Annotated in this window: 20 protein-coding genes; 4 read left to right on the forward strand and 16 right to left on the reverse strand. The window is 70.8% G+C overall.

Translation table 11 applies throughout. The features are described 5' to 3' along the window. Window positions 1–45: 45 nt before the first annotated feature. Complete coding sequence (locus MTP13_RS00970; protein ID WP_243569214.1) at window positions 46–504, reverse strand: hypothetical protein; 459 nt, start codon at window positions 502–504, stop codon at window positions 46–48. Between the two features lie 897 nt (window positions 505–1,401). Between MTP13_RS00970 and MTP13_RS00975 the strand changes: the two genes are divergently transcribed. Together MTP13_RS00975 and MTP13_RS00980 are read left to right on the forward strand one after the other, a co-directional pair. After that, window positions 1,402–1,611: a hypothetical protein gene (locus MTP13_RS00975; protein ID WP_243569215.1), complete on the forward strand. Its 210-nt coding sequence runs from the start codon at window positions 1,402–1,404 to the stop codon at window positions 1,609–1,611. 296 nt (window positions 1,612–1,907) lie between these two features. Continuing rightward, window positions 1,908–2,558 (forward strand): DUF6226 family protein, encoded by a 651-nt coding sequence (locus tag MTP13_RS00980; protein WP_243569216.1) that lies wholly within the window; start codon window positions 1,908–1,910, stop codon window positions 2,556–2,558. A gap of 35 nt (window positions 2,559–2,593) precedes the next feature. On the opposite strand, the gene MTP13_RS00985 is transcribed toward MTP13_RS00980, so the two are convergent. The 7 genes from MTP13_RS00985 to MTP13_RS01015 form a co-directional block, all read right to left on the reverse strand. Beyond that, window positions 2,594–2,884 (reverse strand): penicillin-binding transpeptidase domain-containing protein, encoded by a 291-nt coding sequence (locus MTP13_RS00985; protein WP_243569217.1) that lies wholly within the window; start codon window positions 2,882–2,884, stop codon window positions 2,594–2,596. A gap of 542 nt (window positions 2,885–3,426) precedes the next feature. Beyond that, complete coding sequence (locus tag MTP13_RS00990) at window positions 3,427–4,059, reverse strand: hypothetical protein (RefSeq protein ID WP_243569218.1); 633 nt, start codon at window positions 4,057–4,059, stop codon at window positions 3,427–3,429. Window positions 4,060–4,068: 9 nt separating this feature from the next. Beyond that, window positions 4,069–4,464, reverse strand: coding sequence for a hypothetical protein (locus MTP13_RS00995; protein WP_243569219.1), 396 nt, complete (start codon window positions 4,462–4,464; stop codon window positions 4,069–4,071). A 426-nt stretch (window positions 4,465–4,890) separates the two neighbouring features. Further along, on the reverse strand, window positions 4,891–5,355 hold the full coding sequence (locus MTP13_RS01000) for a recombinase family protein (RefSeq protein WP_243569220.1): 465 nt from the start codon (window positions 5,353–5,355) through the stop codon (window positions 4,891–4,893). A gap of 89 nt (window positions 5,356–5,444) precedes the next feature. After that, the gene (locus MTP13_RS01005; protein WP_243569221.1) at window positions 5,445–6,245 is read right to left on the reverse strand and encodes an alpha/beta fold hydrolase; all 801 of its coding nucleotides are present in this window, start codon (window positions 6,243–6,245) and stop codon (window positions 5,445–5,447) included. Further along, window positions 6,245–6,802 (reverse strand): bifunctional nuclease family protein, encoded by a 558-nt coding sequence (locus MTP13_RS01010; RefSeq protein WP_189085753.1) that lies wholly within the window; start codon window positions 6,800–6,802, stop codon window positions 6,245–6,247. The genes MTP13_RS01005 and MTP13_RS01010 overlap by 1 nt, the downstream gene beginning before the upstream one ends. 75 nt (window positions 6,803–6,877) lie before the next feature. After that, window positions 6,878–7,453, reverse strand: a complete 576-nt coding sequence (locus tag MTP13_RS01015; protein WP_243569222.1) for a TetR/AcrR family transcriptional regulator — start codon at window positions 7,451–7,453, stop codon at window positions 6,878–6,880. A gap of 89 nt (window positions 7,454–7,542) precedes the next feature. Here MTP13_RS01015 and MTP13_RS01020 point away from each other — a divergent pair, with 89 nt between their 5' ends. After that, complete coding sequence (locus MTP13_RS01020; protein WP_243569223.1) at window positions 7,543–8,343, forward strand: SDR family oxidoreductase; 801 nt, start codon at window positions 7,543–7,545, stop codon at window positions 8,341–8,343. A gap of 82 nt (window positions 8,344–8,425) precedes the next feature. Here the strand turns inward: MTP13_RS01020 and MTP13_RS01025 are convergent, their stop codons facing one another. The 6 genes from MTP13_RS01025 to MTP13_RS01050 all read right to left on the reverse strand — a co-directional run bounded on the left by MTP13_RS01025 (window position 8,426) and on the right by MTP13_RS01050 (window position 15,907). Then, window positions 8,426–9,184 carry a GntR family transcriptional regulator gene (locus MTP13_RS01025; protein ID WP_243569224.1) on the reverse strand — a complete coding sequence of 253 codons (759 nt, stop codon included), beginning with the start codon at window positions 9,182–9,184 and terminating at the stop codon, window positions 8,426–8,428. Window positions 9,185–9,212: 28 nt separating this feature from the next. Then, window positions 9,213–10,760 carry a sulfatase family protein gene (locus MTP13_RS01030; RefSeq protein WP_243569225.1) on the reverse strand — a complete coding sequence of 516 codons (1,548 nt, stop codon included), beginning with the start codon at window positions 10,758–10,760 and terminating at the stop codon, window positions 9,213–9,215. Further along, the gene (locus tag MTP13_RS01035) at window positions 10,757–12,097 is read right to left on the reverse strand and encodes an MFS transporter (protein ID WP_243569226.1); all 1,341 of its coding nucleotides are present in this window, start codon (window positions 12,095–12,097) and stop codon (window positions 10,757–10,759) included. The genes MTP13_RS01030 and MTP13_RS01035 overlap by 4 nt, the downstream gene beginning before the upstream one ends. Window positions 12,098–12,377: 280 nt before the next feature. Continuing rightward, window positions 12,378–13,763: an MFS transporter gene (locus MTP13_RS01040; RefSeq protein WP_243569227.1), complete on the reverse strand. Its 1,386-nt coding sequence runs from the start codon at window positions 13,761–13,763 to the stop codon at window positions 12,378–12,380. Window positions 13,764–13,958: 195 nt separating this feature from the next. After that, entirely contained in the window at window positions 13,959–14,624 is a 666-nt protein-coding gene (locus MTP13_RS01045; RefSeq protein WP_243569228.1) for a class II aldolase/adducin family protein, read from the reverse strand. Beyond that, entirely contained in the window at window positions 14,621–15,907 is a 1,287-nt protein-coding gene (locus MTP13_RS01050) for an MFS transporter (protein WP_243569229.1), read from the reverse strand. The genes MTP13_RS01045 and MTP13_RS01050 overlap by 4 nt, the downstream gene beginning before the upstream one ends. Before the next feature lie 181 nt (window positions 15,908–16,088). Here MTP13_RS01050 and MTP13_RS01055 point away from each other — a divergent pair, with 181 nt between their 5' ends. Continuing rightward, window positions 16,089–17,003 carry a sugar-binding transcriptional regulator gene (locus MTP13_RS01055; RefSeq protein ID WP_243569230.1) on the forward strand — a complete coding sequence of 305 codons (915 nt, stop codon included), beginning with the start codon at window positions 16,089–16,091 and terminating at the stop codon, window positions 17,001–17,003. 50 nt (window positions 17,004–17,053) lie between these two features. Here the strand turns inward: MTP13_RS01055 and MTP13_RS01060 are convergent, their stop codons facing one another. Next, on the reverse strand, window positions 17,054–18,061 hold the full coding sequence (locus MTP13_RS01060) for an NAD(P)-dependent oxidoreductase (RefSeq protein ID WP_243569231.1): 1,008 nt from the start codon (window positions 18,059–18,061) through the stop codon (window positions 17,054–17,056). Window positions 18,062–18,155: 94 nt separating this feature from the next. Then, a complete protein-coding gene (locus tag MTP13_RS01065) occupies window positions 18,156–19,691 on the reverse strand; it encodes an FGGY family carbohydrate kinase (protein WP_243569232.1) in 1,536 nt (511 codons plus the stop codon). Window positions 19,692–19,755 lie beyond the last annotated feature (64 nt).

Consider the following 19,755-nt stretch of genomic DNA (forward strand, 5'->3'; position numbering starts at 1 on the left):
GACCGCGCGCCCCGCGCCACTCCACGTGGAGCGCTGGCCCATTCGTCAGGTGTCCGGGCCCGGGCGCTCGACGCTGCTCCGGGGGATCGGCTCAGTGAGCATCGGCACGGTGGTTGCATCATATCTGCCGCCGCAGTCGAGCGTTCCTCCGTACCCCGCCGTAACGAGCCCCGTCCGATCCGGCGGATTGAACGACGCTCCATTGCTCCCCGCCACACAACCCCACTGCCCGGCCACCGCGTCCCAAGGCACTCGGTCCCACCAGGCGGCGCGCTCCTTCCAGTACGCGTTCCGTTCGGCGATCGACTGGCCGAAATCGACGCTCCTCGGTTCCGGGTCTGCGGCGAGAAATGCCACGAGTTCGTCTTCGTAGCGCGCCTGATCAGCAGACGATATCGGCGCCGCAAGCCGCTCCTCCGTCGGCTTCGCGGACATCGCAACCAGTCCGCCCGCGGCAGCCAATGCGAGGATCCCGACACCACACGAGGCAATCCATCGGTTCATGATTCGACGCTCCTCACATCAACGCGCAGTGCCGACCATAGGTGGCGCTTCCCACCATGAACGCGGAAGAAAAGCGGCCGCTGTAGGCGGCGCTCCCAGTCGCGTACCAGGTGGCGTAGAGGCCACCGGTCCCGAGAGTCCCGAGCGCGATCTGGCTGCCGTTGACGCAAGACCCTGTGCCAGGCACACTGCCCAGCCGAGCTCGACCCGTAAGTGTCTTGTTGAACCCGTTCTGGAAGCTCGCCGTCAGGGTCGGACTCCCGCTTGCCGGACGAGTCAGACAGTAGTTGTCGCCGCCCGGAAAGTCGCATTGCTGAACAGCGAAGGTGCTTGCCCCATGAGCAGCGTCCATCGCGTACTTAGCCAGTCGCGCAGTCCGGGGTTCCGGGATGCCAACTGAGCCGAGTTCAAATGACTCCAGCTCACCACTGCAGTTCGCCACGCCTCCATACTGTGCACTCACCGCGCCGTTGGCGGAAACCAAGAGCTCCACGCTGGTTTCCCCAGCCTCGCACCCCCACTGCGCCGCCACCGCGTCCCATGGCACACTGCTCCACCAGTCGTGCATCTCCCGCCAGTACGCGTTCCATTCAGCCTGAGAAGCCTCTGCTCTCGGAGCGCTGGGCTCGGGGTTCGCTGCCCGAAATGCCGCAACCCGCTTCTCTGCATCTCGTTCGATTGCCCCTTCAGATGCGCTCGCCCCCCGCTCCAGGCCACCTCCCACCCCGAGGCCCAGCCCGATCGCCAGCGCTGCACCAACAGCTTTTCCCCACATGGCTCCCCACCCCCTTCAGCGTCATCGCATGATCCACCGCAGAGCGCGGCGTTGACATCGACGGTACATCGGGATGCCACGAAAGGGTACTCTTTTCACTTCGTCGGAGGTAGCATTCGAGCATGGAATCGGACCGGAACGAGGGCGGCGGCATCCCGCCGTCGAGCGAGCCGCCGTTCCAGGCCGTCAGCCCGAACCTCGACCGCTTCTCGCGTTCCTCGCTCGACCCGGGCACGCTGAGCCGTCGCCGCATCGTGCGCGCCGGCATCGCGCTCGGGGCGCTGCTGCTCGCCATCGTGGCGGGCGTCAGCTGGTGGATCGCACTCGGCTGAGCCGAACCGAGCCGTCACAGCGGTTGGGCGCGACACGTCGTACGCCAGAGCGTCGCGGCCAAGTGTCGAGGTGCGGATCACGCTGCTTCCTCCAGGTGCCTGCTGAGGCGTAGGCCAATGAACGGGTGGGCTGTGGTTCGGGTTCGATGATGACCGACGCCATGCCTTCGAGGCGGGCAGCTTCGGCGGTCATGTCTGAGCCGCCGGCCCCAGGAGCTCGCCGCGAAGGACGCGGGAGAGCGGAACGGCGGATGCCATTCGGCCAAGCGTCCGACCGGATGAGTCAGGATGACGGGATGGGTTCCTACATCCGCCCTCAGATCGAAGCGTCCGTGTTCCGCGATGTTGACGGTGCCGTGATCGACTACGGGAATCGGTGGCACGGTTCGCCCCCGGAGGATACCTACTCGGTCGATACGCATCCCGAGAGGTTCGCACCGCTCCACCTTGTCGCCGACGCCCTGATCGCGCACCTTCGAGAGACGTACGATGTCGAGATCGACGAGGGTATCGAAGCAGCGAGCGATCTGCTGCGTCCCGCATTTCATGATGTGGTGCGGGCCGTGCGGATCCGGCCCAATGACCCGAAGTGCGCATCCTTGACGTTGGTCTTCACCGCCTATCCGGGCATCTTCATGCACGCGGGCCTCTTGCACGACTTCCACTTCCCGGTCTGCGGTTGCGATGCATGCGACTCCGACTGGCAGTCCGAAGCCGGTGAACTCGAGCGGCAAGTGTTCGCGACCGTCAGCGGCAACTACCGAGAGACGGTCGGACGCGGGGTTCGTTCCGGGGTCGAATACGCCTTCACCTATCCCGACGGCGCGAGCTCAGGAAGGTCGAACTCTCAAGATCTTCCTGCCCGGCGCTTCGAAGTCGCCGAGCCCATCCTTCGCCGCCTTCCCAACGGATGGAATTCCTGGCCGCACTCCGCCTCAGATGCGTGATCAACACCATGTAGGGACCCCAGCACTGCCTGATGTCACCAGCTTGCTGGCAGTTCGGGCGCCGGGGCGCCGGATGGAACCGTCCGATACTTCTTCAGCACCTGGCTCATCACGTCTCGGAAGACGGGAGCGGATGCCGGCGCGTAGCCGGAGACCGAGACGAGGTACTCGCTGCGGTACCCGCCCTGGCCGTCCGCGACCTGCGCGGTGCCCGTCTTCGCCGCGACCCGGTAGCCCGGGATGTTCCACTGATCGGCCAGCCAGTCCTCGAGGTACACCCGCTCGAGCATGGCGGTCGTCTCGTCGACCGCCTTGGCCGAGACCACCTCGCGTGGGTCTGGTCCGGTTTCCCCGTCACGTCGCCGTCGGCGTCCGCGCAGCCCTGCACAAGCTGCACCCGGCATCCGCACGCCGGCCGGCGAGCTCGAGGAGATGGTCGCGGAGGACTGCGCCGTTTGGGGAAGCCATCACGGGCGGCCAGTGGTTCGAGATGGGTTGCGAGCCGGTCGCGATTCAGGATGCCTCGGTCGAGGGCATCGCGGGTGGCGTCTGCGACGAGCGAGAGGGCACGGATGCGGATGCGGATACTTTGGGCGACGCGCTCGAGCGCGCAACTTGCGCCATACGGGAAAGCCGCAGGCTGGTGACGCCCACGTGGGCTCCTGGGCGGTGGTGACCATGCCCCATTGGAGCTCGGCGATCTCACCCAGGCGGCATGCCACATCAGCAAAACTCATGCAGAAATTGCATCCATATTTGATACAAACGTGGTCCTAGCGTCATCTCACGCCGCCGGCCCAGGAGAACGACCTCAGGACTCTCGCGGTACGCTTCCTCGCCGCGCTCGACCTCGATACGACTTTGTCGGTTACTCGTCGGCTGGCACGAACCTGTCAGGTTTGAGTGATCCTGTATCGATCACTGTCGACATCCGCAACGTCGAGTTCGTCAGCCGGATCTCCGAGGGATCATCGGTAGTGAAGATCGCAACGTTATTGCTCACCTCGGCTTCAACGTGTCCAGCGCCGACGGTTGAGATGCCGTCTGGAGCAACAACTGCGACGGTGAATTCACCCGAACCATCGTCCGCGAGTGAGTAGATACCCGAGGTCGCGACGGTTGCGATTGGAGCGCACGTTCCACCGCTCATGGGCAACTCACCAGCTGGCGCAGGAGTGACCGAGATGAGGCAGACGGTCCTGTCGACCCCCTGAATCAAGTAGTAGTCGTCGGCTCCGAATGTCCCGACCTTCGTCGCGCGGGCGTCCGGCGCGAAGCGGTCTGCGAGCGGAAGCGCCAGGAGTGCCGGAGGGATGATGTCCGCGGCCTTGTCCTTGCTGGAAGCCAGGGCAGCGATGGCGGGTGCCTTCCCACCCAGAACGTCGGCGCCGGTGACCACACCTGGAGAAGGTGCTGCCATCCCGAGTGCGGCGACCACTGCGATCGCGCCCACACCGCCGACCGCCACGCCGCTTGCCCAAATCGCTTGCCTGTTCATCATGCGCGCCTCCTACCCCTTCACGAAGTCGCAGCGTGCCGAGGAATACGTCGACGTCGACCGGTTCCAGCACGTGGCCAGATCAGTCGTTGACACCGCATAGGTCTTGTACACGTACCCGGTCCCGTTGTAGGCACCCCAGGTTGCACCGCCAGGGATCTGCCAACGAATGCCGACCAGGAGGGAGCCGCCTTCGTACATCTCGTTGTACTTCTTGTAGCTGCCATCCGTCGAGTAATAGACGGTGTTCGGGGCGACCGTGTTGCACCAGTACCGAACTCGGGGATTACTAACCCCTGAGCATGCAGCCTCCGCGGGAACCGCGGTCACCACAACACCGCCGATCGACAGCAGCGATGCCAGTATCGCCGACCCGACGATCCGCCTCCTACGAGCCTTGAGATTCATGGCCGCCCTTCTCGGGGACGCTTCGTTGCATCCCCGGGTGCAGTCTGTCGATTCCACGAACAGGATACCAGTCCGCATAAATGTGGACCGACGGCTGTACTCCCGCCGGCGCTCACCCTCACAAGGGGGTTACTTTCCGACATCCGCTCCGCCTGAGAGCACAGCCGACGTCGGAAAGTGACCCCCTCGGGAGAAGCGGGCAAGCGGGGCAGCTACTGCACGCGGCCCCGCTCCACGTGTCGATCGGGAATGTAGACGCCCAAGGATTGACACGCTCAGCCGTGGGCGTGGGGAGTCCCGGAGGCCCGGGATGCCAAACGGCTACATCCCAGCGAAGTGCAACTCACCCCTGCTGCTTCGGGTGGGCGCAGCGCGCACGTAGACGCCTCTGGCCGCCGACGCGGCGGCGAAGGTCCCCGCGCGGCGCTACGCGTCGAGCCCGGTGCCCTCGAGCCCGGTGTCGGCGAGGTGACGGGCGCCGTGGCTCAGCACCTTGACGACGACGCCGCGGCGGCGGAGCTCGGCGAGTGTGCGGAGCTCTTCGTCGACGTCGCGGCCGAGCGCGTGCACGGTGGCGACGACGAGCACGTCGCCGCTCTTGAGGGTGCCGAAGAAGCGGGCGAGCCGCTGCTCCCACGACTCGGACAGGTTCTCGGGGGCCGGGTGGCGGAAGTCGGAGATGGCGACGCCGAAGTGCGTCAGGTCGTCGCGCTGCTCGACGATCGAGGGCATGTCGTCGCGCGAGACGACGAGCCCGACGAGGCGCGAGCCGGCCGGGCGGGCCATCCACCAGTGCCCGTCGCGCTGCAGCTCGACGAAGCAGTCGGGGCACTCGAGGGCGGCGTGGATCGCCTCGGCCTCGGCCATGGACCCCGTGTTCGTCTCGCTCATCGCGCGCTCCTCGTCAGTTTCGACCCTCCCTCCAGGGTACGACCTCCCGCCGACACCCGGAGGGGGCATCCGCCGTCCGTCCGCACGAGTCAGACCGAGTCGGCGAGGAATGCTGCCGCGCCCTCGCGGAAGACCCGGGACCCCGGGGCGTTGAAGTGGTGCCGCCCCGGCACCTCGAGGAAGCTCGCGGCCGGGGTCGCCTCGGCGAGGCGCTTCGACTGCGGCAGGATGGCGTCCTCCGAGCCGGTCGCGAACAGCACCGGCTGCCGGGGCGGCCGGGCCGGGTCCGGATCGGCGTCGTCGCCCGCCATCCCCTCGGCGAGCGCGATGAGCGCGAGCAGGTCGTTGCCGGGCACCCGCTCGGCGAGCGAGACGTAGCTGCGGGTCACCCGGTCCTCGACGGGCGTGCCGTGCTCGGCGTAGGCGCGGGCCTGCTCGGTCTTCAGCCGGGCGAGCGGGCGGCCGTCGGGGATGCCGCCGAGCACCGCCCGGGAGACGTGCTCCGGGGCCTGCACGGCGAGCTGCCAGCCGACGCGGGCGCCGAGCGAGTAGCCGGCGTAGCGCACGCCGTCGAGCAGATACGTGTCGAGCACCGTCACGAGGTCGGCGACGAAGGCCGACATCCGGTACGCCTCCGGATCGTGCGGATGGCCGCTCGCACCGTGTCCGCGCTGGTCGACGCCGAGCACGCGGAACCCGGCGCCGAGGAGCTGGCGCACCCACCCCGTCTCCACCCAGTTGTCGCGGCAGCTCGAGGCGAAGCCGTGCACGCAGAGCACGGTCGGCGCGTCCTCCTCGCCCCAGGAGTACGTGGCGATGCGGGTGCCGTCGGGGGCGAGCACGAACTGCGGGGCGGGCAGCTCGGTGCGCTCCGGGATCTTCGCGTCCATCAGCCTTGGAAGTCCTCCGGGTCGACGTCGTCGAGGAAGCGCTTGAACTCCTCGAGCTTGGCCTCGTCGGCGGCGGACGGCGGCGCGTCGGGGTCGGCGGCGGATGCGGCATCCGCCTCGTCCTCGTCGTCGTCCGCGCCGGCGGTGAGCGCCGCGGGGATCGCCGCGTCCTCGAAGACCGACTCGTCGACGACGATCTCGGCCCCCGCGCGCACCGCGAGCGCGATGGCGTCGCTCGGTCGGGCGTCGACGAGTCGGGGGCCGTTGCCGGTGACGAGGGTGAGCTCGGCGTAGAAGGTGCCGGCGTCGAGCTTCGTGATCTCGGCGCGGGCGATGCGGGCGCCGAGCAGATCGATGAGCGTGGTCGTGAGGTCGTGGGTGAGCGGGCGCGGCGTGCGCTCGTCGTTGATGGCCACGAGGATCGAGTTCGCCTCCTGCGCGCCGATCCAGATCGGCAGCACCCGCGGCTCGCCGGGGCCGTCGACGAGCGGCTTCAGCAGCACGAGATGCTGCCCCGCCTGGTCGAGCGCGACCCCGAGCACGCGCATCATGATCATGCCGCCACCTCCCCTCCCATGGTAGGCGGCCCGGCCGGGCTGTGGTCGGCCCCGCCGGTTCCGGGAGTCGGCGGCTCAGCGCGCCAGGCGGATCCAGGCGAGCGCGGCGTCGACGGCGTCGGCGGGGTCGCCCGGCGCATCGCCCTCGGCCCAGGCGCTCAAGGCGGCGAAGGTCGCCGCTTCGTACGCGGCGGCGAGCGCGGCGCAGACGGCCCGGCCCGCCGCGGGCAGGCGCTCGGCGAGGTGGGCGGCGAGCCGCGCCGTCCACACCCGGTTCGCCGCGGCCGCGGTGGCGACGAGCTCGGGCTCCGCGGCGATGAGGCGGAACCAGGCCGCGGCGCTGCGACGCACGTGCACGTCGTGCGAGACGGAGGCGACGATCGCCCGGCGGATGGCGACGGCCGCGTCGGGCTCGTCGCGGAACTCGGCGATCGCCTGCTCGAGCCGCTCGTTCGCGGCCTCGACGCCGGCCCACGCGATGCGGTCGCGGGTGCCGAAGTGGCGCATCAGGGTGCGCGCGCTCACGCCGGTCGCCTCGGCGAGCTCCTTCCAGCCCGTCTCGCCGTAGCCGCGATCGGACCAGAGCAGGAACGCGGCCTCGCTGACGGCCCCGACGTCGACGACGCTGGGGCGACCCCTGCCTCGAGTCATCCGATCCTCCCCATCCGGCCGATTATTGGCGTATCGTGTCAAATATACGGCATCACCCCAGCCGTCCCGTGAAATCGGAAGGACACCCCATGACTCGCACCTACGTCGTGACGGGCTCGGCCTCCGGCATCGGCGCCGCCACGAAGGGCGCGCTCGAGGCCGCAGGCCACCGCGTCATCGGCATCGACCTGCGCGGCGCCGACGTCGAAGCCGACCTCTCCACCCCCGAGGGCCGCGCCGAGGCCGCCGCCCGCGCGATCGAACTCGCCGGCGGCGTCGTCGACGGCGCTATCGCGTGCGCCGGCATCTCGGCGCCCGTCCCCGCGACCATCGCGGTGAACTACTTCGGCGTCGTCGAGGTGCTCACGCACCTCCTGCCCGGGCTCGCGAAGTCCGACGCGCCGCGCGCGGCGGTCGTCTCCTCGATGGCCTCGCTGCAGCCGAACTCCGCCGAGCTCGTCGAAGCCGCCCTCGCGGGCGACGAGGCCCGGGCACTCGCCGTCGCCGGCGAGCTCGCGGCGCAGGGCCCCGAGGTCGGCTACCTCGTCTACCCGTCGTCGAAGCGCGCGCTCTCGCGCTGGGTGCGGCGCGCCTCGATCAGCCCCGAGTGGGCCGGCGCCGGCATCCCGCTGAACGCCGTCGCCCCCGGCACCGTGATCACGCCGATGACGGCCGGGCTCCTCGAGACGCCCGAGGGCCGCGCGATGGTGGATGCCGCGGTGCCGATGCCGCTCAACTCGCACCAGCCGCCCGAGTCGATCGCGAACCTGCTCGTCTGGCTCACGAGCGAGCAGAACACGCACATGGCCGGCCAGACGATCTACTGCGACGGCGGCGCCGACGCGACGCTCCGCGGCGACGACATCTGGTCCTGGAACGACCCCGCCTGACCCGCGGAGCCGCCCCTCGAACCGAGTTGCCCGACTTTCATGAAAGTCGGGCAACTCGGGGGTGGGGTGGACCGGGGCCGGCTCAGCCGCCGATCGCGCGCACGAGCGTCGTGCTGATCTCGTCCTCGCGGAACGCGAGCTCGGCGCAGCTCACCGTCTCGCCCGTGTCGGAGATGGCGAGCTGCCTCGTGCGCAGCTGCGGCGCGCCCGGCTCGCGACCCAGGAGCCGGGCGGTCTCCTCGTCGCACGCCACCGCCTCGAGCGTCGACTCGTACTTCACGATGCGCGCGCCGTTCAGGCGCAGGAAGCGCGGCAGGTCCATGCCCAGGTCGGCGAGCTCGGTGGGGTTCAGCCGACCGCCCGGCAACTCGAGCGGCAGGAAGTCCCGCATCACCATCGCCGGCGCCCCGTTGATCGCGAGCGTGCGGGTGACCCGCCAGAGCTTGCCGTCGGCGCCGAGCCGTTCCGGCGCGAGCGCCCCGGCAACCCACACGGGCGGCACGAGGTGGTCCACCGCGAAGGCCGCGAGGCTCGCCTCCCGCCCGCTCGCGTCGATCTGACCCGGCAGCGAGCCGATGTCGTCGAGGGCGACGTAGATCCGCCGGAACGGGCCCGACGAGGCATCCCGCGACCGCGCCGCGATGAAGGTGCCCGCGCCCCAGCGACGCACGATCGCACCCTCGTACCAGAGCCGGTCGAGCACCTCGCGCACCGTGACCCGGCTGACGCCCGCGAGCTCGGCGAGCTCCGCCTCGCTCGGCAGCCGGTCGCCCGCGACGCCCCCGTCGAGCAGCGCGCGGATCGCGGCTTCGGCGGCGGTGACCTTGCTCGAGGCGGGCATGGCTCCCATTATCGCGGCGGTCCGCCGCTCACCACGCGCCGATGCGGTACAGCTCGCGCGGCGTGTTCGGGAAGCCCTCCGCGATGATGAGCTCCGTCAAGCGGGCGAACAGCTCGTCGCGCGTCGACCGCCAGGCCGGATCGGCCGCGAGATTGCGCTGCTCGTCCGGGTCGGCGACGAGGTCGAACAGCTGCTCGCCGCCGCCATCCGGGTAGTAGGTGAAGCGGAAGCGCTCGGTGCGCACCGTGCGCGCCCACGACGAGGGCCGGGCCTCGACGTGGCTGTTGTTCGACTGGATGTAGACGGCGTCGCGGGCGGATGCCTCGGCCGCTCCGTCGTCCGTCGCGCCGAGCACGCTCGGCAGCAGCGAGCGGCCGTGCAGCATCGGCAGCCGCCGCTCCCCCGCCCGGGTGTGCTGCGGCAGCGTCGGCGGCTCGACCCCGGCCCAGTCGTACACGGTCGCGGCGATGTCGGTGTGCTCGGCGAGCTCGGCGCGCGGGCCCGGCACGGCGCCCGGCGCGGCGACGACGAGCGGCACCCGGATGCAGGGGTCGTAGTGCCGCTCCCACTTGCCGAGCAGCCCCTGGTCGTGCAGCAGCTCGCCGTGATCCGAGGTGAACAGGAACAGGGCGCCCTCGAGCCGCCCCGCCTCGGCGAGCGCCTGGCGGACCCGACCGAGCTCGTGGTCGAGGTGCGCGAGGTCGGCGAAGTAGAGCTGCCGCTGCCGACGCCAGTCGACGTCCGCGTAGCTCGGCTCGCGGTAGCGCTCCTGGGCGAAGTACGGGATCGGCCGCTCGGCCCACTCGGCGGGCACGGGCTCGGGGATCGCGTCGACGTCGACCCGGTCGACGAACTCGGCGGGCGGCGCGAAGGGGTTGTGCGGCTGCACGTAGGAGATGTGCGCGAAGAGGTCGCGCTCGCCGCCCTCGGCGAGGAACGCGCAGGCCCGGTCCGTGATCCACGCGGTCTGCGAGACCTCGGCGGGGAACGGCAGCTCGTACGCCTCCTCGGTCGACTCGGGGAAGCGCTCCTGGGCGGCGAGGATCCGCGCGCGCAGGTCGACGTGCTCGGGGCCGTAGTCGAGGAGGTCCTCGGACATCGTCATCCACACGGTCGAGAGCGCCGCCTCGTAGTGCTCGGGGTGCTCGCGCTCGACCCAGTCGATCCACTCGCCGGCCCGGAGGTCCTCGGTGTTCGCGACCACGTCGTAGCCGTAGACCGTGTAGTCGGGGGCGAGCTCCTCGAGCTGGGTGACGTGGTGCAGCTTGCCGAAGGCGCCCGTGCGCCAGCCGGCCTCCTGCAGCCCGCGCATGAAGGTGGGCACGCCGGGGTCGAGGTCGTAGCCGCATTCGGTGACGCCGTGACTCACGTTCGCGAGCCCGGTGGCGATGCTCGCCCGGGACGGGCTGCACACGGGGTTCGTGCTGAAGGCGTTGCGGAACGTCGCCCCCTCGGCCTGCAGCGCGTCGAAGTTCGGCAGCTCGACGATGCCCTCGCGGGCGCGCTCGAGCCACTTGGCGGCGAGCTGGTCGACCATGAGCAGCACGATCGTGCGGGGGGCGGCGGGGCGGGTCATGCGGCGGGTCCTTCGACGGGTTCGCGGACGGCGGACGGCTCGGCGGCGGCCTCGCGGCGGACGATCCGCGGCGCGAGGAGGGTGCACACGATCATGAGGGCCGTGAGCACGCCGAGGTAGATCGACACCGAGGTCGTCGTGCCCGTTGCCTCGGTGAGGCTCGCGGCGATGAGCGGGGTGAGCCCGCCGCCGAGCACGGCGGCGATCTGGAAGCCGAGCGAGATGCCGGTGTAGCGCACGCGGGCCGGGAACAGCTCGAAGAAGAGTGCAGCCTGCGCGCCGTACGCCACGCCGCCGAGGGCGCCGACGACCGGCATGACGGCGAGGATGAGCGGCACCTGGCCGGTCGCGCCGATGCCGAACATCAGGAACGGGGCGATGAGGATGAGCACGGCGCCGACGAGGTAGGCGCGGGTGCGGCCGATCCGGTCGGAGAGCCAGCCGCCGAGGAGCGTCGCGAGCAGGTAGCCGGCGGCCGCGACGAGGTTCGCGAGCGTCGCCGTCGCCGGGGCGATCTGCATCTGGTTCACGAGGTACGAGACGAAGAAGACGCCCTGGGTGAAGCCGAAGGCGGCGACCGAGATGTACATGCCGATGGCGACGAGCACCATGCGCCAGTGCTTGCGCAGCGTCTCGAGCACGGGCACCTTGGGCGGCGCGGCCACCGCCTCGCGCTCGCGGAACGCGGGCGACTCCTCGATCTTCGAGCGGATGATGAGACCGACGGCGACGAGCACGACGCTGAACAGCAGCGGGATGCGCCAGCCCCACGCGTCGATCTGCTCGGGCGTGAGCAGCACGAAGAGCAGGGTGACGACGCCGGTGGAGAGCATGATGCCGAGGCCGCTGCCGGTCTGCACCGCCGAGCCGAAGATGCCGCGCCGGCGTTCGGGGGCGGACTCCATCATGAGGGTGATCGCGCCGCCCCACTCGCCGCCGATGCCGAGCCCCTGCACGAAGCGCAGCAGCACGAGCAGCACGGGCGCGAGCGCGCCGACCTGGGCGTAGGTCGGCAGGAGCCCCATCAGCATCGTCGCGATGCCCATGGTGAGCAGGCTCGCGACGAGCATGGGCTTGCGGCCGATGCGGTCGCCGAAGTGGCCGAAGACGATGCCGCCGATCGGGCGGGCGAGGAAGCCGACGGCGAAGGTCGTGAAGGCGAGGAAGGTGCCGAGCACGGGGTCCTCGGCGGAGAAGAACAGGCGGCCGAAGACGACGGCGGTGAGCGTGCCGTAGACGTTGAAGTCGTAGAACTCGATCGCGTTGCCGACGACCGTCGCGGCGGTGAGCCGGGCCATCGGGGTGCGCGAGCCGGGGGAGGCGAGCTGGCGGGTCACGGGAATCTCCTTCGATTCGAGCCGAGAGGTATAGACGTCTTGTGCAGGCCGAGCGTAAGCGCTTCCGAAGACGGCGTCAAGACCGATTCGCTCGGCTCATCAAAAGAGGTATGGATGTCTCCGGCTCCCGGATGCGCCCGCACGCAGAAGGGCGCGGCATCCGATCGGATGCCGCGCCCCTCGCGCGCGCTCATGGCTGGCCGCGCCGCAGCCGGGCCGCCCTCGAATCGAGTTGCCCGACTTTCATGAAAGTCGGGCAACTCGGGGGTGGGGCCAGACCTCAGGCCTTGCTGAGACCGTAGATCGGGCTCTTCGCCTGCTCCGCCTCGTGGTCCGGGCCGAGCGGGATGCCGCTGCGGTCGCGCAGCAGCAGGCTCGCCACGAGCCCGAGCAGGGTCATGCCCGCGAGGTACCAGGTCACCGACATCGTCGTGCCCGTCGCGTCGACGAGCGCCGTCGCGATCGACGGCGCGAAGGCGCCGCCGAGGATCGCGCCGATCGCGTACGAGATCGAGACGCCGGAGAAGCGGATGGAGGCGGGGAACAGCTCCGAGTAGAGCGCCGCCTGCGGGCCGTAGGTGAAGCCGAGGCCGATCGTCAGCACCGCGAGGCCGAGGAAGAGCAGGCCCACCTCGCCCGTGTTGACGAGCGGGAACAGCGCGAACACCCCGCCGAGCTGCAGCACCCAGCCGATGAGGTAGGTGGTACGGCGCCCGATGCGGTCGCTCAGCCACCCGGCGAACCACGTCGAGAGCAGCCAGGTGACGGCGGAGCCCGCGACCGCCCAGAGCACCGGGCCGCGCTCGATGGCGATCGGCCCGTCGGGGTTCGTCGCGTAGTTCTGGATGTAGCCGCCGGTCGTCATGTAGCCGACCGCGTTGTTGCCGGCGAAGACGAGGGCCGCGATGATCACGAGCAGCAGGTGACGGCGGAACAGCTGGATGATCGGCATCCGCGTCTGCTCCTTGCGGTCCGCGATCTCGACGAAGACCGGGCTCTCCTCGACGCTGCGGCGCACGTAGTAGCCGATCAGGATGAGCACCACGCTCAGCAGGAACGGGATGCGCCAGCCCCACTCGAGGAAGGCGTCGCCCGGGGCGATGACCGCCATCAGCGCCATCGTGCCCGAGGCGAGCAGGAGGCCGAGCGGCACGCCGATCTGCGGCGAGGCGCCGAAGAGGCCGCGCTTGGACTTGGGGGCGTGCTCCACGGCCATCAGCACCGCGCCGCCCCACTCGCCTCCCGCCGAGACGCCCTGCACGACGCGGAGCAGGATCAGCAGGATCGGCGCCGCGACACCGATCGCGGCGTAGGTCGGCAGGAGGCCGATGAGCGCCGTGGCGACGCCCATCAGGATGAGCGTGAGCATCAGCACCAGGCGGCGGCCGTACTTGTCGCCGAGGTGGCCGGCGAGGAACGCGCCGAACGGGCGGAACAGGAAGCTGATGCCGACCGTGAGGAACGACAGCAGCGTGCCGACGCCGGGGCCGGCCGGAGCGAAGAACAGCTCGCCGAACACGAGGCCCGCGGCGGAGGCGTAGATGAAGAAGTCGTACCACTCGACGGTGGTGCCGACCACCGTGGCGAAGACGACGCGCCGACGATCGGCGGCCTGGGCGATCGTGCCGGTCGGGGTGAACCCCGGAGGGTGCTCTGCTGCGCTCATGGCTGACTCCTTCGTCTGATCAGGGGCTCGGTGAGCGAGCGCCGCACGATCACCGAGGGCGGTCGCGACGAGGGGGTCGTCGACGACCGGCACCATGATGATATACGATTTCAGATTTCTTCTCGACCCTGCCCGCACGCGAACCAGGGTTGCCCAACTTTCATGAAAGTCGGGCAACCCTGGTTCTGGAGCGGCTCAGGCGTGGTGCAGGGCGGCGAAGTCCTCCGGCGGGAAGGTCGTCGAGGTGTCCCCCAGCAGCAGCGCACGGTACGTCGTCGTCGCCGCCTCCTCGAGGTTCAGCGCCCGGCGGAACGCCATCGCCACCGAGTCCCCGAGCGCCGAGCAGCCGTGATGCCCCATCACGATGCAATCGTGCTCGCGCGCCTGCTCGGCGGCGCTGTCGGCGAGCTCGTCGGAGCCGTTCGGGTAGAACGGCGTGCGACCGATCGAGCGCACGTAGTACGCGTGATCGAGGGTGATGAGCCGGATGTCCCGGCCGAGCGCGTCGAGCAGCACCGCGTGCTGCGGGTGCACGTGGACGACGGCGTGCACGTCGGGGCGTACGCCGTAGCTGCGCTGGTGCAGCTTCCACTCGCTCGACGGCTTCGCGCCCGCGAGCACCTCGCCGGCGAGCGTCATGACGGCGAAGTCCTCGGGCGTCAGCCGGTCGAGCCAGGTGCCCGCGCCGGTCACGACGAAGCGCTCCTCGTCGATGCGGGCCGAGAGGTTGCCGCCGGAGGCGAGGGCGAGCCCGCGGGCGACGATGTCGGAGCCCACGCCCACGAGTTCGGCGACGAGGTCCCTGGTGCGGGCGTCGAACGCGGCGGCCTGTGCGGACTGCGCGGTGGCGGCTTCGGTCATGCGGGGATCCTCTCGGGGGTCGGGAAGGCGCCGAGCCCGTCCTTCGGCGAGCGCAGCAGGAAGGTCAGGCCGAAGCCGACGAGGTACAGCGAGGCGATGATCCAGACGGTGCCCTGGATGCCGATCGGCGTGACCAGGCCGGCGATCACGGGGCCGACGAACTGGCTGAGCCCGGCGCCGAGGTTCAGGATGGCGACGGCGGCCGCCTTGTGCTGCGGGGCGAGCAGCGGCACGATCGCCGAGAGCGGCACGAACATGCCGAGCGCGAGGCCGTAGACGATCGCGATGGCGATGGTGATGCCGAAGTTCGGGCCGATCGCCGTCGGCACGTAGTAGAGGGCGAGCACCGTGACGAAGCAGCCGATGCCACCGGCCCAGGCCACGACGTTGACACGGCCGATCCAGTCGGCGAGGTAGCCGGAGATGAGGTTCGCGGCGACGTTCGCCGCCAGCATGGTGCCCCAGATGGCCTGCCACTCGGCGAGGCCGAAGCCGACGTCGCGCACCATGTACGTGGTGAGGAAGACCACGAAGGCGTAGAACGACAGCGTGTTGATGATGCGCACGACGCCGCCGACGCCGACCTTCGGGTTCGAGGCGACGATCGTGATGCTCGAGACGACGCCCTTGACGCTGTTCGCGAGCGTCACCTTCTGCGTCACCGGGTTCCGCAGCAGGAAGAGCACCATGAGCCCGCCGACGACGACGAAGGCGAGGGCCATCCAGAGGGTCGCGAGCTCGCCGATGAACGGGATGACCGCTCCGGCGAAGTAGGAGCTCAGCACGCCGAGGCCCAGCGTCGAGAAGAACCAGTACCAGCCGACCGCGCGGCCCATGACCTGCTCGTCGGTGCCGATGGTGATCCAGACGAGGAAGCCGAAGGCGAACATCGGGTAGCCGAGGCCGCGGATGCCGAAGGCGAGCAGCATGACGCCGTAGTTGCCGCCCATCACGCCGAAGACGAGGAAGACGAGCTCGAAGACCACCCAGATGGCGAAGCCGAGCATCATCACCCGCTTCGGGCCCCAGGCCTCGGCGAGCGCGCCGCTCAGCCAGGCGGCGACCGCGACGACGATGCCGTAGACGGCCCAGAGCGTCGCGACCTGCCCGGCCTCGAAGCCGAGCTCGTCGAGATACGGCGACAGGAAGCCGGCCTCGATGCCGTCGCCGATCATGAAGATCGTCAGGGCGACGAAGCCCCAGGCGAGCGGGCGGGCGATGCCCTGCGTGCGGAGCAGTCGGCCGAACCGGGTCTCGGTGCCGGCCGTGGGGGTGGCGGTCATGGATGGACTCCTCATTGAGTGCGCAGTCGGGCTGCGGTACTTCGGGGGATCGTGTACATTTGTTCACAGGAATGAACTTCTGCTCAGTCATCATCCGGCGAAGCCGTGCCGCTGTCAAGCCCGCCCGGGACTGAGCCCGGCGCGACCGTCGCGCCGGGATCCGGCATGGGAGGATGACGGCATGCTCTTGGGTCGCGTCGCACGCATGTACTACGAGCACGGATTGACGCACCAGGAGATCGCCGACACGCTCGGCGTCTCCCGCATCCGCGTCACGCGCCTCCTCGCGGAGGCCCGCGAGACCGGTGTCGTCGAGATCATCGTGCACGTCGAGGAGTCGCTCTTCGCCGACGACGAGCGCGACCTCGCCGCCGCCTTCGGGCTGCGCCAGGTCTGGATCTCCCCCAGCGTCGCCGACGAGCAGAAGGCCGCGCGCGCCTTCGCGAGCGTGGGCGCCGAAGCGCTCGCCGCGAAGCTCGAACCCGACGCGGTCGTCGCCCTCGGCCTCTCGACGGCCGTCGCGCTCGTCGCCGAGGAGTTCCCCGACCACCCCCTCGCCGCGAGCTTCGTGCCGGTGGCCGGCAGCGTCAGCGGGCTCGTCAACGGCGCCAACCCGCACGAGCTCGCCCTCGCCTTCGCGCGGCGCACGAACGGCCGGGCGTTCCACTTGCCCGCTCCGCTGCTGGCCGCTTCCCCCGAGGCCGCCGCGGCCTCGCTCGCCGACCCGGGCGTGCGCGAGGTCCTCGAGCTCGCGGCCCGCGCAGACACCCTCGTCGCCGGCATCGGCGGCACCGCGCGCGGCCAGGGCCTGCTCCTCTCCTCGCTGGGCGACGCCGAGCGCGAGCGCCTGCTCGCCGACGGCGCGGTGGGCGACCTCGCCGGACGCTTCTTCGACGCGGACGGCGACGCCGTGCACGGCGCGCTCGACGCCCGGGTCGTCGGGCTCGGACTCGACGAGCTGCGGGCCATCCCGAACCGGCTCGGCATCGCGCGCGGCGAGACGAAGCTCGCCGCGCTGCGCACGGCGCTCTCGAGCGGACTCGTGAACCTGCTCGTCACCGACTCCGACACGGCCAGGGCGCTGCTCGCCGGCTGAGCGCCGCAGCGCCCAGCCGACCGACCCGGCGGTCGCGCAGCGGCCCGCCGCTAGGCGGCCCGCTCGGCGAGGGCGCGCGCGTTCGCGACCCCGGGCACCTGCTCGCCGGCGAGCCAGCTCCGCAGCGCGGCCGCCGCGATCCGGGAGTGCTCGGCGATCACGTCGTCGGAGGCGCCCGCGATGTGCGGGGTCATCGTGACGTGCTCGAACGAGAACAGCTCGGAGTCGCGCGGCAGCGGCTCCTCGTAGAAGACGTCGAAACCGGCGCCCGCGATGCGCCGCTCGCGCAGCACCTCCATGAGCGCGGCCTCCTCGATGATCGCGGCGCGACCCGCGTTGACGAGGAACGCGCTCGGCTTCAAGAGCGCGAGCTCGCGTGCGCCGATCAGGCCCTCGGTCTCGGGCATGAGCGGCACGTGGACGGTCACGATGTCGGCGCTCGACATGACCTCGTCGAGCGGGGCGATGCGCGCCTCCTCGCCGAAGGCGTCGGCGGGCAGGAACGGGTCGTAGACGAGCACGTCCATGCCGAAACCACGGGCCCGGCGGACCATCCGCCGACCCACCGCTCCCCCGCCGAGCACGCCGAGCGTGCGCCCGCCGAGGCCGATGCTGCGGAAGCGCTCGTACGGTTCGAACACGTCGTCGGCGGTCCAGTTGCCCTCGCGCAGCCAGCGCTCGGAGGCGCTCACGTGACGCACGGTCGCCATCAGCAGCGCGAAGCTCAGGTCGGCGGTCACCTCGGCGTTGCGGCCGGGCGTGGTGATGACGGGGATGCCGCGGGCGGTGCAGGCGTCGAGGTCGACGTTGACGGGCTTCGCGCGGCAGGAGACGACCGCCTTGAGCGCCGGCGCGAGCGCGAGCGTCGCCTCGTCGACGACGTCGAGCTCGGCGACGATCACCTCCGCGCTCGCGAGCTGCGCCTCGAGCCCGCGCTCGGCGAGCGAGGCGCCGTCCATCGTCGCCTCGACGAGCTCGACGTCGAAGGCGTCGGCGAGCGCGGCCGCGACGCCCTCGTCGAAGGCGGCGGTCACGAGGATCTTGGGTCGGTGGGTCACGGGGCTCCTCCTCGGAGTGGGTCGGTGCGTCGGTGGGTCAGTGGATCGGGACGGGCGCGGGCCGGGAGCGCGGGATGCACGGCGGCGGGATGCCTCAGCCGGCGAGCCGCGTCGAGGCGGCCCGGAGCCGCCGCAGCGCGGGCCAGTGCGGGCGCATCGCGTCCCTGATGGCGAGGAAGTCTCCGTACGCCTCGGCGTAGACGGCGGAGCGCTCGGCATCCGGCGCGAACACGCTCGTGTCGGGCGCGAGTACCTCGACGGCCGAGGCGAGATCGACCGCGTGCCCGGAGGCGACGAGCGCGAGGCTCGCGACCCCGCGGGCGCCGACCTCGGGCGCATCCTGCCGGACGATCTCGCGGCCGGTGACGTCGGCGAGGATCGCGCAGAGCAGATCCGACTCGGAGCCGCCTCCGCACACGAGCAGCGCGCCCGCCACGCCGAGCACGTCGAGGCTCTCGCGCAGCGAGAAGGCGATGCCCTCGTACCCCGAGCGCAGCAGCTCGGCCGGGGTGGTGGTGACGCTCATGCCGTGCCAGGAGGCGGAGGCCGCCGAGTCGAGGAACGGGGCGCGCTCGCCGCTCGGCGAGCCGTAGGGCAGGTAGAGCACCCCGCCCGAGCCGGCCGGCACGGCGGCGGCCTGCCGCTCGACCTCGGACCAGTGGTCGAGCGTGAGCCCGAGCGTGCCGCGCACCCAGTCGAGGTTCGGCGTGCCGGTCATGGGCGCCATCGACTCGAGCACCTGCGTGCCGCGCCCCGTCGAGAGCACGATGCCGGCGTCGCTGCGCACGTGCGCGCGGCTCGGCTGATTGACCCCGACGAAGCCGGTGGTGCCGAGGATCGCGTAGCCCTGGCCGTCGCCGATGGCGCCGAGCCCGACGCCGGCGGCCGCGGTGTCGACGAGGCCGACGGCGACGGGCGTGCCCTCCGGCAGCCCGAGCTGCGCGGCCGCGGCGGCGGTCACGCGACCGGCGAGCGACTGCGGATCGCGCACCTCCGGCAGGCCGGCCCGGATGTGCTCGTGCCCGAGCGCTTCAACGAGTTCGGCGGAGTAGTCGCCGGTCGCGGTGTCGAGGTAGGTGCGGGATGCCTCGCTCGGATCGGTCGCGATCTCGCCGGTGAGCCGGTAGCGCAGCCAGTCCTTGCAGTTCAACTGGTGGGCGAAGCGCTCGCGGGTCCCAGGCTCGGCCTCGAAGAGCTCCTCCGCGAGCAACGGCAGCGCGCCGGCGAACAGCGGCGACCCGGTGGCGCGGTGGACGGCTTCGGCGCGGCCGTCGGCCCGCCACGTCGCCAGCCGTTCGGTCGCGCGGCCGTCCAGCCAGAGCGCGGCGGGCCGCACGGGCCGCCCCTCGCGGTCGACGAACCAGGCGCCGTCGCCCTGGCCGGTGAGGCCGATGGCGAGGATCTCGGGGTCGTCGTCGGCGCGCACCTCCTCGAGCACCGCGGTGATCGTCGCGGCCGCGGCGTCCCAGATCCGGTCCAGCTCGGCCTCGGCGCCGCCACGGGAGTCCCGCTCGATGCGCACGCTCGATCTGGCGACGCCGGCGATGGTGCCGTCGAGCCGGAAGGCGACGGTCTTCACCGAGGTCGTGCCGGCGTCGATTCCGAGGACAATCGGGGTGCGTCTCTGCATGGGCCCATCCGAACATTAGTACGCGTAACTGATCTATTGTTCACAGCGTACCCCGTGCGGCCCG

The organism is Agromyces soli (assembly GCF_022811605.1).
In the GTDB taxonomy this organism is placed as follows: Bacteria; Actinomycetota; Actinomycetes; order Actinomycetales; family Microbacteriaceae; genus Agromyces; species Agromyces soli.

Excerpts from the sequence above, each read along its gene's own strand:
- MTP13_RS01050 (WP_243569229.1), bottom strand. The coding sequence starts at position 15,907 with ATGACCGCCACCCCCACGGCCGGCACCGAGACCCGGTTCGGCCGACTG.
- MTP13_RS00980 (WP_243569216.1), top strand. The coding sequence starts at position 1,908 with ATGGGTTCCTACATCCGCCCTCAGATCGAAGCGTCCGTGTTCCGCGAT.
- MTP13_RS01015 (WP_243569222.1), bottom strand. The coding sequence starts at position 7,453 with ATGACTCGAGGCAGGGGTCGCCCCAGCGTCGTCGACGTCGGGGCCGTC.
- MTP13_RS00995 (WP_243569219.1), bottom strand. The coding sequence starts at position 4,464 with ATGAATCTCAAGGCTCGTAGGAGGCGGATCGTCGGGTCGGCGATACTG.
- MTP13_RS01000 (WP_243569220.1), bottom strand. The coding sequence starts at position 5,355 with ATGAGCGAGACGAACACGGGGTCCATGGCCGAGGCCGAGGCGATCCAC.
- MTP13_RS00975 (WP_243569215.1), top strand. The coding sequence starts at position 1,402 with ATGGAATCGGACCGGAACGAGGGCGGCGGCATCCCGCCGTCGAGCGAG.
- MTP13_RS01030 (WP_243569225.1), bottom strand. The coding sequence starts at position 10,760 with ATGACCCGCCCCGCCGCCCCCCGCACGATCGTGCTGCTCATGGTCGAC.
- MTP13_RS00990 (WP_243569218.1), bottom strand. The coding sequence starts at position 4,059 with ATGATGAACAGGCAAGCGATTTGGGCAAGCGGCGTGGCGGTCGGCGGT.
- MTP13_RS01005 (WP_243569221.1), bottom strand. The coding sequence starts at position 6,245 with ATGGACGCGAAGATCCCGGAGCGCACCGAGCTGCCCGCCCCGCAGTTC.
- MTP13_RS01040 (WP_243569227.1), bottom strand. The coding sequence starts at position 13,763 with ATGAGCGCAGCAGAGCACCCTCCGGGGTTCACCCCGACCGGCACGATC.
- MTP13_RS01020 (WP_243569223.1), top strand. The coding sequence starts at position 7,543 with ATGACTCGCACCTACGTCGTGACGGGCTCGGCCTCCGGCATCGGCGCC.
- MTP13_RS01055 (WP_243569230.1), top strand. The coding sequence starts at position 16,089 with ATGCTCTTGGGTCGCGTCGCACGCATGTACTACGAGCACGGATTGACG.
- MTP13_RS01010 (WP_189085753.1), bottom strand. The coding sequence starts at position 6,802 with ATGATCATGATGCGCGTGCTCGGGGTCGCGCTCGACCAGGCGGGGCAG.
- MTP13_RS01065 (WP_243569232.1), bottom strand. The coding sequence starts at position 19,691 with ATGCAGAGACGCACCCCGATTGTCCTCGGAATCGACGCCGGCACGACC.
- MTP13_RS00970 (WP_243569214.1), bottom strand. The coding sequence starts at position 504 with ATGAACCGATGGATTGCCTCGTGTGGTGTCGGGATCCTCGCATTGGCT.
- MTP13_RS01045 (WP_243569228.1), bottom strand. The coding sequence starts at position 14,624 with ATGACCGAAGCCGCCACCGCGCAGTCCGCACAGGCCGCCGCGTTCGAC.
- MTP13_RS01025 (WP_243569224.1), bottom strand. The coding sequence starts at position 9,184 with ATGCCCGCCTCGAGCAAGGTCACCGCCGCCGAAGCCGCGATCCGCGCG.